Source organism: Mycetocola lacteus, assembly GCF_003667575.1.
Classification (GTDB): domain Bacteria; phylum Actinomycetota; class Actinomycetes; order Actinomycetales; family Microbacteriaceae; genus Mycetocola; species Mycetocola lacteus.
This window is the reverse complement of sequence record NZ_RCUY01000002.1, coordinates 631,438-645,821: the sequence shown is the minus strand read 5'-3', so window position 1 is coordinate 645,821 and position 14,384 is coordinate 631,438. Positions and strand designations below refer to the sequence as shown.

Sequence of the window (14,384 nt, the reverse complement as noted above, 5' to 3'; positions counted from 1 at the left end):
CCTAAGTAGCCTAATGGATATTCGTGCGACCCGCGTACACCCTTAGAATCCGGGACTGATCCGCATCGGCAGGTGTGGATTCGATCCGGCAAAAACGCCCGGCTGGGTGGCCCGAGCGAGCGCGTCGAGGGCGCGCTCGCGCGGTTCCGGGGCCAGCCGGGGGAGCACATCGCGCAACAGGACAATGGTTACATCGGACTTGCGGGTGCCTGCGATGCACGCGGCGAGCAGGTCCACGGCGACGATCTGGGCGGCGGAATCACCCGCGCTCAGCAGGTCCGCGAGGGCCAGGGCTCGGTCGGGATGGTCGAGGAGGGCGCGACTCGCGGCGGAGTCGACCAGCTCGGCGGCGATCGATGCGCGTCCGGCCAGGGTTTCGGCCAGGGCCGCGGCGACCCGATCGGGTTCCAGCGTGCCCGCGGCCGTCAGCGCCCACACCGTCCGGGAGGCGATCCGCGCATGTTCGCCCGTGGCCGAGAGGGACCGGGCGATGCTCAGAAGCGTGGTGACGGCCGAATCGGGGAGCGGCGCGCTTGCCACCAGGGCGTCGGGATCCAGGATCTGCAGGAGCGCAAGGCGTGATCCACGGTTTCGGGCGAGCGTCAGCAGCGCGTCGGCCGCACCCTCGGTGTGCCCGGCGGCCAGGAGTGTGGCCGTGACCGCCGCGGCCCCGGCGGGGACGTCCTCGGGGGCGCGGGCAACCGCGTGCCAGAAGGTATCGGCTAGGTCCCGCTGGTGCGGTGCCCAGATCCGGATCAGCGTGAGGGAGGAGGGTGCCCAGACGCCCGTGGTTTTCACCACGTCGATAGCCGCACGCAGCGCCTCTGCGCGGGCAGCGGGCGAGAGGGTGGCGGAGGAGATGGCGGCGAGACGAGCGCCTGCATGTTCGGAATCCTCGGGGGAGTGCGGCCGCGCTAGCTCGGCACGAACGAACGCGCGCTCGGTACGTGCCTCGGGGTGGGCCAGAGCCAGGTCGATGGCTCGCCAGCGTAGATCCGGGTGCGGCTGTGGCCCCAGGATGCTCAGACGGCGGGCCGCGTGATCGGCAGTGCCGGCACGGTCAAGCGCCGCCAGGGCGAAGCGTCGGGTGGAGACGCCGGTGGCGGCCGCGTCGATGCGGGTGAGGAGTTCGGCGGTGTGGGCGGCGGTCAGCGTCCCGGTGCGGCGAATGAGCGCGGAACCGGCCACACGACGGAGGGCGCCGGACGCGGATACGGGCGCGGGCATGCCGGCCCCGTTTGCATCGGCCCCATTTGCGCTGGTCCGGTTTGCCTCGGCCCCGCTTGCGCCGGACTCGTTTGCGCCGGCCCCGTTCGCGCTGGCCCCGTTCGCGCCGGGATCGGCGGCCTCGGGGTCGGCGGCCTCAACGGCATCGCCCGAGAGGATCGCGCACAGCACGTCGTCGGCACCGACATCCTCGGTGCGTGCACCCAGCAGCGCGAGCGCTCGGCCGCGGAGGCGCTCGGCGGCAATCACCGAATCGTCCTCGTCTGATTCGATGAGTGTTTCGGGGGCCAGCGCGGCCTGGCGCAGGGTTGCCAGTCCGTGCCCCGGAATACGGGACAGTGAGCCCAGGGCTGCCAGGCGCACAAATTCGTTATCCGCGGCTTCGCGCAGGGTCGCATCATAGGCCGAGGCCACCAGCGTGCGGGCGGAGGATCCCCAGCGGCCCGAACGCCCGGTGTCGGGTTCGCTGGCCGCGGCACCGGCGACTTGGGCCAGCAGGTCGCTTCCGGCGTGGGTGAGTACCGCCTGCACGCCGGCTTGGCCGAGGAGCGAGTCCCGGTCAAGGCGTGGATCATCCAGCAGCGCCCGCACCCGTACCACTCGCGTCCTCCGATCCCGCAACCAGGCCCCGATCAGCGGGGAAAACTCGAAGATGTCGTCGGGATCCGTGGCCCGGATGGCGGCCAGCAGAGCCGTATCGAGGCCCGGATGCGCGGGGGTCTCCCACGCGAGTTGAACGAGCGTTTCGGTGGAGGACACCCGGGGGAGAATCCGATCCACGAGGAGATCGCGCAGGGGATTGGCGATCCGGTCCAGGGGGAATGCCAGGGGGTTCACCTTGGCGATTGCATCCACCATTCGCCACCCGAGCGAGGATGTGTTGTCGGTGCCGGTCAGAATCCTGATTGAGAGCCTGGCCAGGACCGAGAGGGTGCCCGGGTCACGGTCGGGAGCGATCAGGGCCGCGTGAACCAGCGGATACAGGGACTCTTCGGTGACACGGGCAAGCCGTGATGCGGGGGCCGAGCAGAGTGCATCGAGTGCGGCCAGCCGGACGGTGCCGCGCTCGCTGCCGAGCCTGTCGAGTCTGTGCAGCAGCGCAGAGAGGTCGGCCCCGGGGTCCAGAACGGCCGCCCCGAGGAGCTCCCGATAGGCCTGGGCTCGGACCTCGGCGATGGAGCTACGGAGCCGCGCATCGAGACGTTCCTCGGCCGCTGCAAGCGGCAGCCAGGCGATATCCGACTCGGGGTTGCCTGCCTGGGCCGCGCTCATCCGTGCGGCCGCGGGCAGGAGGTGCTCACCCGTCCAGCCGCGCGCAGGGAGCGCCACCCCGCGTTCGATCAGCGTGCGCAGGATCGCGCGCGCGTCCTCGGGGGCGGCCGAGGTGAGCAGCCGAGTGGCCAGCGCGGTGGGCCGAGGCTCACCCAGCTGGGCGGCAAGGAGATCGTGCAGGGGGTCCGAGGCTCGCGCGATCAGCTCCCGTGCGATGTCCCGCGCGGGAAGCGCCGGACGGTACGGGTGGAGGCGGGCCCGGGCAAGCAGGGGTAGCGTTTGGTCGGGATCGGCACGCAGCAGCGCGTTCCAGAGCGGTGCGTGGGTATCGGTCCAGCCCTCTCGGGGTGCATGGCTCGATACCGCCGCCAAGATCGCGGGTAGCAGGCCCGGCGTCGTCGCGCGGGCGTCCACTCGGCGAGCGATCTCGGCCAGCGCGGCCACCAGCGCCGGGGTGAGCCGATCCCAGGTGGCATCTCGGGCTTCGTGGGGCGTCCAGTCCAGGCTCTCCAGCAGGATCTGCACCGAAGCTTTCGGATGTGCTCGGGCGATCCGCTCGGGCCGCGCGCTGCCCGGCAGCAGTGTGCCCAGGTGCTGCTCGGCACGGGTGGGGGAGGCCGCCGGAAGCACCGTGCGGGCATCCTCGATCCGCTCGGAGTCCAGGGCCGCCTGCAGCAGGGCGTCGGCGAGGTCGGTGCGGTGGAGGGCGCGGACCGCACGCAGGAGGGCGCGGCGCTCTCGTGCACTGGCCCGTGCGTAGGCGTCGAGGACAGTCTCGGCGGTCGCGTCGGCGCAACGTGGCAGTGCGGTGATTGCCCGGATGCGTACCCGCGCATCCGGGTGCGTGAGTGCCGTCGCCAGCGCGGGGATCAGGCGGGCCTCGCGGGCCAGATCCACCGCGACCTCGCCACCCCACAGCTCCCGCTCGAACAGCTTGGCGCACAGCGTACCGAGCGCCTCCGCATCCAGCTCGCGTGCCAGGCGCGCGATTTCTCGCCGCGCATCCGCCGGGGCGAGGCGGTCGATCAGGTCCAGCAGCTCGTCTGCGATCATGCGGTCAGCCTAACGGGCTTGGCGGTTCGGGTCCACGTACTAGCCTGGAATCATGACCACGTTTGTGCCTCCCGGATATCGGACAATTGCCGCGCCGGTGGAGACCGAACAGGAGATCAAGCGTTCCCGGTTTATCTGCTTCTTGACGCCGGTGGCCGATGAGGAGGAGGCCCGCGCCGAAATCGCCCGGGTCCGCGCCCTGCATCCCAAAGCCCGGCACCACTGCACCGCGTTTGTGCTCGGCGAGCGCGGCCAGCTCAAGCGCAGCAACGATGATGGGGAGCCCTCGGGAACCGCCGGGGCGCCGATGCTGGACGCGATCGACGGGTCCGAGCTGACCTTTGTGGTGGCCATCGTGGTGCGCTACTTCGGCGGCATCCTGCTCGGGGCCGGCGGGCTCACCCGCGCGTACCGGGCGGCGGTGGCCGAGGCGGTTACGCACGCCAAGATCCTGCGCTTCGAGCCGCGCGAACGCATTGCCGTGACGCTCGACTACTCCACCGCGGCCGTCGTCGAGGCCGAGGCGCTGCGCCGCGGATGGAGCATCGGCGAGGTCGAATACGGGGCCGCGGTGACCCTGCGCCTGGGCATCCCGCCCGAGGACCGCGAGGTCGCCGCCGAACGAATCGCCGCGCATACGGCCGGGGCCGCAACGATCGTCGACGAGGGCTTCGGGTTCGTGTCGGTGGGGGCGGTGGAATAGCGTCCTCGGGGATGCAGCCGGAATGTTGATGCCGATAGGCAAGTCGGATCACAAAGCTGATTGGCTAGCGGCTTGCCGAGAAAATAACGCCAAAACCTATGGTCAGAGTGAGGCTGACTGGAGTGCAATTACACCGTGGGCGATGCAGAAGTGACTATGTCCCGGTACTTTTCCGGTCTGCATCAACAAACTAGTGCTTTGCGAATATTCGATGTGTATGACTAGCTAGCATGATACGGAGATATCCCAGCAGCGGCTGGATTCCTAGCGCTAGTCGCCGCTGTTGTCGACGTCACCTTGATCAATAAACATCGTTGGCCCGTAAGGGGCCAAATGCCAAGACCCGCCTTGCCCAGGTAGAGTCGTTTCTCCTTGATCATTTGAGTGAACCCATCGCAACTCGACACTTTTTAGATCTCCATTGACTCTTAGGTCAGTTATTACGAGCGCAACGCATGCGGCGGTGTGGTTGATCTGATTGATAGTGAAATCTGTGAGATTGAATTCTCGATAGAGATTTTTTGCTTCTCCAGCTGCCTGGCCGACGGAGCTTGACACTGGCCCGAATTTCATAAAGGCCTGGCCTAAAGCCCCATAATTCTTCTTCTGCCACGAAACGAGGAAATCTCGAGCAACTGTGATGACTTCATCTTCATCGCTTAGAGAATCGTGAACCACTTGTTCGGTTGGTGAAAACGCCTCGATAGCCTTCAGATCGCGTTGTGTCTGGGCCATTTTTTGAAGGATCTCCCGTAGCGTAGGATCCTGAGGTTTGGGCTCAGCATGTTCAACGAGGCTAATTGCCCAATCTGTCACGGCGAATAGTCGGTTTAGCGCCTTAGTGGCGACGATGACGTTATCGAAGTTAACTATCGTTCCATGCACAATCCCATTGCGGTACAGCTCAGTGACTTCATCAGTGGTTGTCTTGCGGAACGATTTAGTAAATGAAGAATGGGCGTGTTTGAGGCCGTGATGGTGGGAAGTGACACTGTCCCAGGCGACCATCTCTTCCTCTTCTCGCGCGTGGAGGCCCCGGCGTTGAGCCTGGTCGACGTCATTCACGGTGCCGTCCATAACCGCGATTAGGAGGAGGACGGTGGCGTAATATCGACCTGCTTGGTAATCTTCATACGCTTTTTCAACGAGAGAGAGGCGAGGGCGGATGGCTTCCAGACGGTTGAGCCGAAGCAGAGGATACTTCATCGCGTCACGGTCTTTGTAATAGCGGATCAGCTCCTGCTCTGCGGCCGCTGGGGTTTCGGCGGATACAACTACGTGCATGGACGGTAGATTTAGGTCTTCGTGGTAGACCCAGTTACGCGATCCGAGAAGTTGGTAGAAACCATCTACAATTTCAACAATCTCTTCAACTCGAGATTCGAGGTCCTTGATCTCCGCTTTCTGTTTTCGGTTCAACAGTAATCTGACTGATTGAAGGCCCTGTAAGTCATCGCGGAGTTCACGTACAGTCGGAAGGTCATTCGCTGAACCAAAAGTCTCGGGTACCTGTATTGGGCTATCCATCGCTTAACCTACAATCTGTGTCAGATGGAGGAAATACTTCGTTAAAGCGATCGTAGCGGCACCCGATGACAGCGAGGGAGGCTGATTGGTGGATAGCATTGCCGCATCAGATCCTTGTGGGCGTCTGCGAATCGTGACGAAAACCTCAGCTTTGTCTCGGTGAGTGTGGCGGGCTAAGAGGTCGGCAGGCTAATCTTCGCCGGCCAGCGCGGCTAACCGAATCCTGTCGGCCCGGGTGAGGCCCGCGGCCGCGCGCTCATGCGCCTCCACGATCAGGTCCTCGATCAGGTCGGGCGGGACGCTCTCATCCAACACCACGGTGATCCAGTGCCGCTTATTCATGTGATAACCGGGCGTGATTGCCGGGAAGTCGCGGCACAGCAGGTCGCCGCGGACCGGATCCACCTTGAGGGTGAGCCAGAGCGGGGAGCGCGCCTCGGAGATCATCCCGAACATTTTGCCGAGCACTCGGAACACCCGGGCGTCCGGCCCAAACGGATAGGTCGCATCGGCACCGGGGAGGGCGCAGGCCACCGCATCCCAGTGCGCGTACTGCGCGTGATCGAGGGTGCTCATGCAGTCAGGGCGTCGATGCTGGCCGGGGCCAGGACATATCCCAGCACCATCTGGGCGGCCCCGAGCGTGCCGCCGCGATCACCCGAACGCGAGGGGATGATGTGCAGGTCCTGGCTGGAGAGCGCGATGCTGCGCGACTCGACGATCTCCCGAACTCCCGCCAGCAGATCGGGGGAGGCCGCGCCCACGCTGCCCCCGACCACCACGTGCGAGGGGTTGAGCAGGCTGATCACCGTGGCCAGCGCCGCACCCACGTCGCGTCCGGCCTGATGCAGCACCGCGGGAACCGGATCGGCCCCCGCCTGGATCAGCTCCAGCACGGCCGAGCGGGTACGCGGAGCCGTTGGTTCCGGGGTCAGCAGTTCGGCCAGCGCCGCCGCACCCACGAGCGCCTCCAGATCACGCTCATCCTCGGGCGCACGGCCGGATTCGGGATCAAACGGGATGCGCACATGGCCCAGATCCCCGGCGGCCCCCTGCGACCCGCGTCGCAGCGCGCCGCCGCTGATGATGCCCGCGCCCACGCCGGTGGACACCTTCACATAGACCAGATCCTGCACCTCGGGCCACTCCTGAGCGCGCTCGCCGAGGGCCAGCAGGTTCACGTCATTGTCCACATATACGGGCCCGGCCAGGCGTGCCCCGACGTAACCCGTGATGTCGAAACGGTCCCACCCGGGCATAATCGGCGGGGCCACCGGAAGACCGGCGGCATGCTCGACCGGTCCCGGTACGCCGATCCCGATGCCCAGGATGTCCGCGACCTCGTGTCCCGCGGCGGCCAGCTGGCGGTGCGCGGCGGCGATGACCCAGTCGAGGACTGGGACCGGTCCGTCGGCGATCACCAGGTCGCTGCGCTCCTCGCCGAGGATGGTGCCAAACAGGTCGGCCACGGCGACCTGCCCGTGGGTGACGCCGAGCTCAACCGCGATCACGATTCTGGCGCGCTCGTTGAGGCGCAGGCGGGCGGGCGGACGTCCGCCGGAGGATTCGGCCTCGCCCGCGTCGATCAGCAGGCCCGCGGCGATCAGGGTGTCCACCCGTGCCGAGACGGTCGAGCGGGCCAGCCCGGTCAGGGTGCCGATCTCCGCCTTGGTGCGGGCGCTACCGTCCCTGAAAATCTGCAGAACCTGACCCACGCCACCGCTCACCTGGAGTGCCTGCGGGCCCGGATATCCGGGGATATAGGGGGTGAGTGGAGCCGCGCTTGAACCCGCATTCTCCCGAGCACCCGGGGGAGTGGGCGCGGGAGAGGGGGCAGCGGTCATGCCGTGAGTCTATCCGTTTTGTCCGGGTTATCGGGTCGGCGAGGCGGAGTCCTAGGGGCCGCTGAAATCCAATTCCGAGACTTTTCGGACTTTTGTTTGTTTGTGGGCAAAAGTCCGGTACGCTCGTTTTCACGGACCCATCCATCCACCCCGCAAAAGGATCATCATGACTTCTAACCACCTCACCGCCCAGCTGTACTCGGTGCGTCACGCGCTCGCCGAAGACCGCGCCGCCACCCTGACCCGCCTTGCCGAGATCGGCTTCACCCAGATCGAAACCTTCGGCTTCAACGCCGACAGCGTCGCCGACATCCGTGAGTTTGCCGAGTACGGCCTCGCCGTGCCGAGTGCGCACTCCAACTTCCTGGGCAAGGGCCTCGATGTCTCCGCCACCTTCGCCGCCGCCGCCGAGGCCGGCGTGGGCACCGTGATCGAGCCCTTCCTGCCCGCCGAGCACTTCGGTGACGCCGACGCGATCAAGAAGGTTGCCGACCAGCTCAACGCCGCCGCCGACCTCGCCGACCAGCACGGTGTCGTCACCGGTTACCACAACCACGCCTGGGAGGCCGAGGGCCTGGTCGAGGGTGTTTCCCCGATCGAATACCTGGCGAGCCTGCTCGACCCGCGTGTGACCCTCGAGATCGACACCTACTGGGCCCAGGTGGGCGGCCAGAACCCGATCGACCTGCTCGGTCGACTGGGTGAGCGCGTCTCCCTGCTGCACATCAAGGATGGCGACGCCAGCCGCGACGTCAAGAACCAGCTGCCCGCCGGTTCCGGTGTCCTGGACGTCCTCGGCATCATCGCCGCCGCCCCGCACGCGACCCCGGTGGTCGAGTTCGACGACTACGCCGGCGACATCTTCGAGGGCCTGCAGACCGCCTTCACCTTCCTCACCAAGAACGGTGTCCAGGCATGAGCGGCGTCGTCGGAATCGGCCTGATCGGTGCCGGTGTCATCAGCGACCAGTACCTGGCAAACCTGACCACCTTCCCCGACGTTGAGGTGCGCTTCATCGCCGACCTCGACGTCGAGCGTGCCCGCACCCAGGCCGAGAAGTACGGCGTTGCCGGCTTTGGAACCGTGGCCGAGCTGCTGGCTGATGACTCGATCGAGATCGTCATCAACCTCACCATCCCCAAGGTGCACGTTGAGATCGCCCTGCAGATCCTGAACGCCGGCAAGCACGTGTGGAGCGAGAAGCCCTTCGCACTGGACCGCGAGAGCGGCCGTGAGCTGCTGGCCGTCGCCAATGCCAAGAACCTGCGTGTGGCCACCGCCCCCGATACCTTCCTCGGTGCCGGTATCCAGCACGCCCGCCGCCTGGTGGAATCCGGCCGGATCGGCGCCCCGCTGACCGCGCTGACCCTGTTCCAGGTGCCCGGCCCCGAGAGCTGGCACCCCAACCCCGACTTCCTGTTCCAGGAGGGCGCGGGCCCGCTGTTCGACATGGGCCCCTACTACTTCACCGCCCTGGTGCAGCTGTTCGGTCCGGTTAAGCGCGTCTCGGCGCTGTCCTCGAAGTCGCGCGACACCCGCGTCATCGGCTCGGGACCGCGAGAGGGCGAGTCCTTCGACGTCACCGTGCCCACCCACGTGAGCGTCAACATCGAGTTCGAGGGCGGTCAGAGTGCCCAGTCGATCCTGAGCTTCGATTCGCCACTCGCGCGCATCCAGTTTGAGGTCACCGGCGAGACCGGTGCGCTGACCATCCCCGACCCCAACCGCTTTGAGGGCGAGCTGATCGTGCACGGCTACGGTGTCGAGCCCGAGACCATCGAGGCCCAGGGCACCAGCGCCGGCCGCGGCATCGGCGTGGTTGAGCTGGCCCGGGCGATCCGCGCCGGTGTGCCCGAGCGTGCCTCTGGGGAGCTCGCATTCCACGTGCTCGACGTCATGGTCTCCACCGCCGAGTCGGCCGCCTCGGGCGAGCCGGTCACCGTGGAGAGCACCGTTGTGCTGTCCGCTCCGCTGGCCGAGGACTGGGATCCCGCGGCCCGGGTGATCGCATGAGTGTAAACCCCAACCGCATCGGTGCGGGCGTCGGCGTGGGCATCGTGGGCGGTGGCTTCATGGCCACCGTTCACGCCCGCGCGGCCCGCACCGCCGGGGCCACCCTCGTGGGAGTGGTGGCCTCGACCCCCGCCCGCTCGGCCCAGGTGGCCGAGGAGCTGGGTGCGCTGCAGGCGTTTGACTCGCTCGAGGCCCTGCTCGCCGATGAGCGCATCACCGTGGTGCACGTGTGCACCCCGAACGCGCTGCACGCCGAGCAGGCCGCCGCGGTGATCGCCGCCGGCAAGCACGTGGTGTGCGAGAAGCCGCTCGCCACGACTCCTGCCGAGGCGCGCAGCATCACCGAGGCCGCCGAAGCTGCCGGTATCATCGCCACCGTGCCCTTCGTCTACCGCTTCCATCCGATGGCCCGCGAGGCGCGTGCGCAGATCGCCGCCGGTGGCAAGGTTCTGACCATCGGGGGCGAGTACCTGCAGGACTGGCTCGCCGCCGCCGACTCGGACAACTGGCGTGTGGACTCCGCCCAGGGCGGGAACTCCCGCGCGTTTGCGGACATCGGATCGCACCTGGTTGACCTGATCGAGTTCATCGGTGGCGACCGCATCCACTCGCTGTTTGCGCGCACCCGCACCTTCCTGGCCGAGCGCTCGGGCACCGGAACCGTGACCACCGAGGACGCGGTGTCGGTGAGCTTTGAAACCGTGGGCGGTGCCATCGGCACACTCCTGGTCTCGCAGGTCGCCCCGGGCTTCAAAAACGGCCTGGTGCTGAAGATTTCGGCGACCGACTCGAGCATCGTGTTCGAGCAGGAACAGCCGGACTCGCTGTGGCTCGGCAAGCTCGCCGAGAACCGCGTGCTGCCGCGTGAGGCCGAGCGTCTCGACGCCGATGCCGCGCGCCTCTGCGTGGTGCCCTCGGGTCACGCCCAGGGGTATCAGGACGCATTCAATGGCTTTGTGGCCGACACCTACGCGGCCATCGCCGGCGAGACCCCCGTGGGCCTGCCGACCTTCGCCGACGGCCTGCGCGCGGGCATCATCACCCAGGCGGTGCTCGACTCGGCAGCGTCCGGGCAGACCGTGGTTCTGGACTAGAGGAGATTGAAATGACCGAAGCACGACTTCCCGTCACCCTGTTCACCGGACAGTGGGCTGACCTTCCCTTCGAAGAGGTTGCACGTCTGGCCTCCGAGTGGGGCTATGACGGCCTCGAGATCGCCGCCTCCGGCGACCACCTCGACCTCAAGCTCGCCGACGAGGACGACTCGTACCTGGCCTCGCGCCTGGAGATCCTCAAGCGCTACAACCTGCAGGTGTTTGCGATCTCGAACCACCTCACCGGCCAGGCCGTGTGTGATGACCCGATCGACTTCCGTCACCAGTCCATCGTCCGCCCCTACACCTGGGGCGACGGCGATGGCGAAGGTGTGCGCCAGCGCGCCGCCGAGGACATGAAGCGCTCGGCCCGCGTCGCGCGCAAGCTCGGCGTGGACACCGTGGTGGGCTTCACCGGATCGAAGATCTGGCAGTACTCGGCGATGTTCCCGCCGGTACCCGCCTCGGTCATCGACGCCGGCTATGAGGACTTCGCAAACCGCTGGAACCCGATCCTCGACGTCTTTGACGCCGAAGGTGTGCGCTTCGCCCACGAGGTGCACCCGGGCGAGATCGCGTATGACTACTGGACCAGCGTGCGCACCCTCGAGGTACTGAACCGTCGCGAGGCGTTCGGCTTCAACTGGGACCCGTCGCACATGATGTGGCAGAACATCGACCCGGTCGGCTTCATCGTCGACTTCGCCGACCGCATCTACCACGTGGACTGCAAGGACACCCGCCTGCGCCCGCACAACGGCCGCGCCGGCGTTGTGGGCTCGCACCTGCCCTGGGGCGACCCGCGCCGCGGCTGGGACTTCGTCTCCACCGGACACGGCGACGTGCCCTGGGAGGACTCCTTCCGCGCCCTGAGCTCGATCGGCTACAACGGCCCGATCTCGGTCGAGTGGGAAGACGCCGGCATGGACCGCCTCGTTGGTGCCGCCGACGCGGTGAACTTCGTGCGCTCCCTGCTCTGGAAGCTGCCGGAAGGTTCCTTCGACGACGCTTTCTCCAACCAGTAAGCAGCGATACCGGGGAGGAGGCTCCTTCGACGACGCCTTCTCGAACCAGTAAGCAGCGTTCCCACAAACGTCCCGCCCGTGATCCTCGGATCGCGGGCGGGACGTTTGTGTGGGGTGCCCGTCTAAATCCCCGATGCGTGTTGAGGGTGTGATGTAGTAGGGGGCGACCGCATTATCTGGGTCGTGGCACGGCATTGATTCGGGGGAGTTTTTGGGATGGGTGGGGACAATAAGATCGCTAATTTCGCTCGGCAAAAGATCCATCTTGATTTTGAGCGTTCGCAGTCCCGGGTTGAATCGTCCCCTGGTCGTAGCCGGGGGCGGATGCTGGTGCTGATTCTCTTCCTCTGCCTGTTTGTTGGTGTGGGGATGCTGGTTTTGTACACGAGTGACGATGGGTACCTTCGGTTTGTCGTAGCCGTTCTGGTGGTGAGCTCGGTGAGCGCGTTTTGCTGGCTGGCGACGCTTGTCAACGCACGGTTCTCCAATACGCTCAGAATTTCGCCTCACTCACCCCTTCGCTTTGTCCCAGCACGACGGCTCCTCGTGTTTTCTCTGGTTGCGAGCTCGACCCTGATCCTCGCGGGCCTTTCGATGTTGCTCACCTGGGTGGTTCCGGGGCTAAATCCGCTCACGGGCCCGCCGGGGCGTGCCGGTGGACTGCTTTCTGGCGCGGTGCTGTTGTGCGCGGGAGCGTTTTTCCTGATCTATTCGGTGATGCGGCTGCGCGTGCCTCAGGGACTGATCGTCTCCCCGACCGGTATTCACTGGTGGCGCGGCCTGAGCGAACAGACGATGAGGTGGGAACACTTCAGCTCCGTCGACGTACGCGGGGCCGGCGGCACCATCCAACTCAGAATCGAGGCGGAGCCGGGATCCCCTATCTCGTTCGCCGCGTCGCTGATTGGATCCGACCCCCGAGTCGTCGCCGCGATAGCACGTTTCTTTTGGGCTCACCCGGAAGAACGAAGTTTCCTGACCTGTCCAGAGACCGCGCTCGCACGGGTGCTCGAGAATTCACCCGATCGATCCGTGTGATCCGCGATCCACGCAATCATTCCCACGCCGACCCGGCGGCGTTCGCCGCCGACTACGGTAGGTTCGAGAGCACCGGTGGGCGCGGGGCTACCGGCCGAGAGACGTGGTGGGGCGGGACGTGGCAAAGCTTCAGATTGTGTGGGTGGCGAACCCTCGGGTGCGCGTTCCCGAAGGGTATGCCCCGAAGCGCCCGCGAACGCGGACCTATAGTGCTCGGTTGCTCGCGATCTTTCCGGCTATAGCCCTGTTCATGCTGGTGAGTTCCCCCTCGGCATACCTGTTTCCCGGTCGCCTGGTCGCGGCCCTGATCGTGGCCACACCAACCGTGGTGATCCTGGGCGTTGTGCGGTATCTGTGGCCCGAGCGCGCGAGCGGGTCCATCGTGTATCTGGCGTCCAGGGACGAGTTCGTTTTTGTGACCCGGGCTCGGAACTGGGCATATTTCACGATTGCCGGCTGCCTGATGGTTGCGGCCGCCGGCGTTGCCGTGGCATCGATGTATCTCGACTCGGTCCGGCCCGTGTTCGGGACCGACTTTGACGCGCTCCGCCTTCCCGCGCTCTTTGCGGTGATCGGCTTCGCCTTTATCCTGCTCCAGCTCCTCCTCACCCGCACCGCGCCCAGACTCGAACTCACCCCCGATGCGGTGCTGTACCGCAGCGGCTGGACTACCGCCACGATCCCGTGGGTGAGCGTGGGCACGCTCACCCTTGAGCCGCGGCGGAGAAAACTGCGCCTGATCCTCACCGAACAAAACGGCAGTTCACACGATGTGACCGCGGCGCTTCCCACCTCCGACCCCGTGTGCGTGGCGGAGATCATCCGCTATTTTGCCGATCAACCGGGTGAGCGAATGCTTTTGGCCGATCCGGAGTCTGCGATTCTGGCGGTGGGCGGGCTGCTGTAGCCGCGCCCCGCGGCGCTACATGATGACGTGGGACTCGGGTTGCCGAGGGCTGGTGTCGGTCGACGGGACCGGGGTGAGAAGCGCGAGGATTCCGATCAGCGCCGGGGCGAGGGCACTGACAAGAGCGCTGAGTCCGGCCATGATGGATGTGACCGGGCCGATTGCACCAAAATCTGCCTGAGCCACCGCCACAGTGATCACCGAGATCACCGCCGCTGCGGTGAGGACGGAGAGCGGGACCCAGCGCCATCCAATGAGGAGGGCGCGGTTTTGCCCGATCTGCACAGCAACGATCGCCAACAGGGCGAAGTGGAGAAAACCAATCGCGGTCCAGAGGGTGAGAAGCGCGGGGTTCAGCGGGCTAAACGACGCCCAAAACACGGTGACAAGCGTTGCCAGTCCCGTCCACACGGCCAGGATGGCCAGAGCAATGGTGCCCGAACGCTTGCCCCCAACGATGTTTCCGCCCGAACCACCGCCCCATCCCAAAAGTATGAGCGCCGACACCAGCAGCAGGGAGGGCACCAGTGGGGACGGGATCAGCGGCACCGGCGTTCCCAGTGTGATCGCCGATACGATCAGCAGGATGCCGGCGATGCGCCAGGAAATGCGACGGTCGAGTGTGGTCAGTGCGTTCATCATGGCCCCCCGATGAGTGTCCGAGCCAGCGGTGGACCGGAG

The 14,384-nt window shown here is 66.2% G+C and carries 12 protein-coding genes; 7 read left to right on the top strand and 5 right to left on the bottom strand.

Annotated features, from left to right (window positions below):
* Positions 1–42 precede the first annotated feature (42 nt).
* Complete coding sequence (locus tag D9V34_RS04990; protein WP_121687758.1) at positions 43–3,552, bottom strand: hypothetical protein; 3,510 nt, start codon at positions 3,550–3,552, stop codon at positions 43–45.
* A 52-nt stretch (positions 3,553–3,604) separates the two neighbouring features.
* On the opposite strand from D9V34_RS04990, the gene D9V34_RS04985 reads away from it, so the two are divergent.
* Positions 3,605–4,255, top strand: a complete 651-nt coding sequence (locus D9V34_RS04985; RefSeq protein WP_121687757.1) for a YigZ family protein — start codon at positions 3,605–3,607, stop codon at positions 4,253–4,255.
* Positions 4,256–4,525: 270 nt separating this feature from the next.
* On the opposite strand, the gene D9V34_RS17460 is transcribed toward D9V34_RS04985, so the two are convergent.
* The 3 genes from D9V34_RS17460 to D9V34_RS04975 form a co-directional block, all read right to left on the bottom strand.
* Positions 4,526–5,782, bottom strand: coding sequence for a hypothetical protein (locus D9V34_RS17460; protein WP_147441619.1), 1,257 nt, complete (start codon positions 5,780–5,782; stop codon positions 4,526–4,528).
* Positions 5,783–5,971: 189 nt separating this feature from the next.
* The gene (locus D9V34_RS04980; RefSeq protein WP_121687756.1) at positions 5,972–6,358 is read right to left on the bottom strand and encodes an MmcQ/YjbR family DNA-binding protein; all 387 of its coding nucleotides are present in this window, start codon (positions 6,356–6,358) and stop codon (positions 5,972–5,974) included.
* On the bottom strand, positions 6,355–7,626 hold the full coding sequence (locus D9V34_RS04975; protein WP_121687755.1) for an ROK family transcriptional regulator: 1,272 nt from the start codon (positions 7,624–7,626) through the stop codon (positions 6,355–6,357). The genes D9V34_RS04980 and D9V34_RS04975 overlap by 4 nt, the downstream gene beginning before the upstream one ends.
* Before the next feature lie 166 nt (positions 7,627–7,792).
* Here D9V34_RS04975 and D9V34_RS04970 point away from each other — a divergent pair, with 166 nt between their 5' ends.
* From D9V34_RS04970 to D9V34_RS04945, 6 genes are all read left to right on the top strand, one after another.
* Entirely contained in the window at positions 7,793–8,545 is a 753-nt protein-coding gene (locus D9V34_RS04970) for a sugar phosphate isomerase/epimerase family protein (RefSeq protein WP_121687754.1), read from the top strand.
* The gene (locus D9V34_RS04965) at positions 8,542–9,639 is read left to right on the top strand and encodes a Gfo/Idh/MocA family protein (protein ID WP_121687753.1); all 1,098 of its coding nucleotides are present in this window, start codon (positions 8,542–8,544) and stop codon (positions 9,637–9,639) included. Before D9V34_RS04970 ends, D9V34_RS04965 begins: the two co-directional genes overlap by 4 nt.
* On the top strand, positions 9,636–10,733 hold the full coding sequence (locus tag D9V34_RS04960; RefSeq protein WP_121687752.1) for a Gfo/Idh/MocA family protein: 1,098 nt from the start codon (positions 9,636–9,638) through the stop codon (positions 10,731–10,733). The genes D9V34_RS04965 and D9V34_RS04960 overlap by 4 nt, the downstream gene beginning before the upstream one ends.
* A gap of 11 nt (positions 10,734–10,744) precedes the next feature.
* Complete coding sequence (locus D9V34_RS04955) at positions 10,745–11,758, top strand: sugar phosphate isomerase/epimerase family protein (RefSeq protein ID WP_030147655.1); 1,014 nt, start codon at positions 10,745–10,747, stop codon at positions 11,756–11,758.
* A 324-nt stretch (positions 11,759–12,082) separates the two neighbouring features.
* Complete coding sequence (locus D9V34_RS04950) at positions 12,083–12,796, top strand: hypothetical protein (RefSeq protein ID WP_121687751.1); 714 nt, start codon at positions 12,083–12,085, stop codon at positions 12,794–12,796.
* A 250-nt stretch (positions 12,797–13,046) separates the two neighbouring features.
* Positions 13,047–13,703 (top strand): hypothetical protein, encoded by a 657-nt coding sequence (locus D9V34_RS04945; RefSeq protein WP_147441618.1) that lies wholly within the window; start codon positions 13,047–13,049, stop codon positions 13,701–13,703.
* A gap of 15 nt (positions 13,704–13,718) precedes the next feature.
* On the opposite strand, the gene D9V34_RS04940 is transcribed toward D9V34_RS04945, so the two are convergent.
* On the bottom strand, positions 13,719–14,345 hold the full coding sequence (locus D9V34_RS04940; RefSeq protein ID WP_121687749.1) for a hypothetical protein: 627 nt from the start codon (positions 14,343–14,345) through the stop codon (positions 13,719–13,721).
* Positions 14,346–14,384 lie beyond the last annotated feature (39 nt).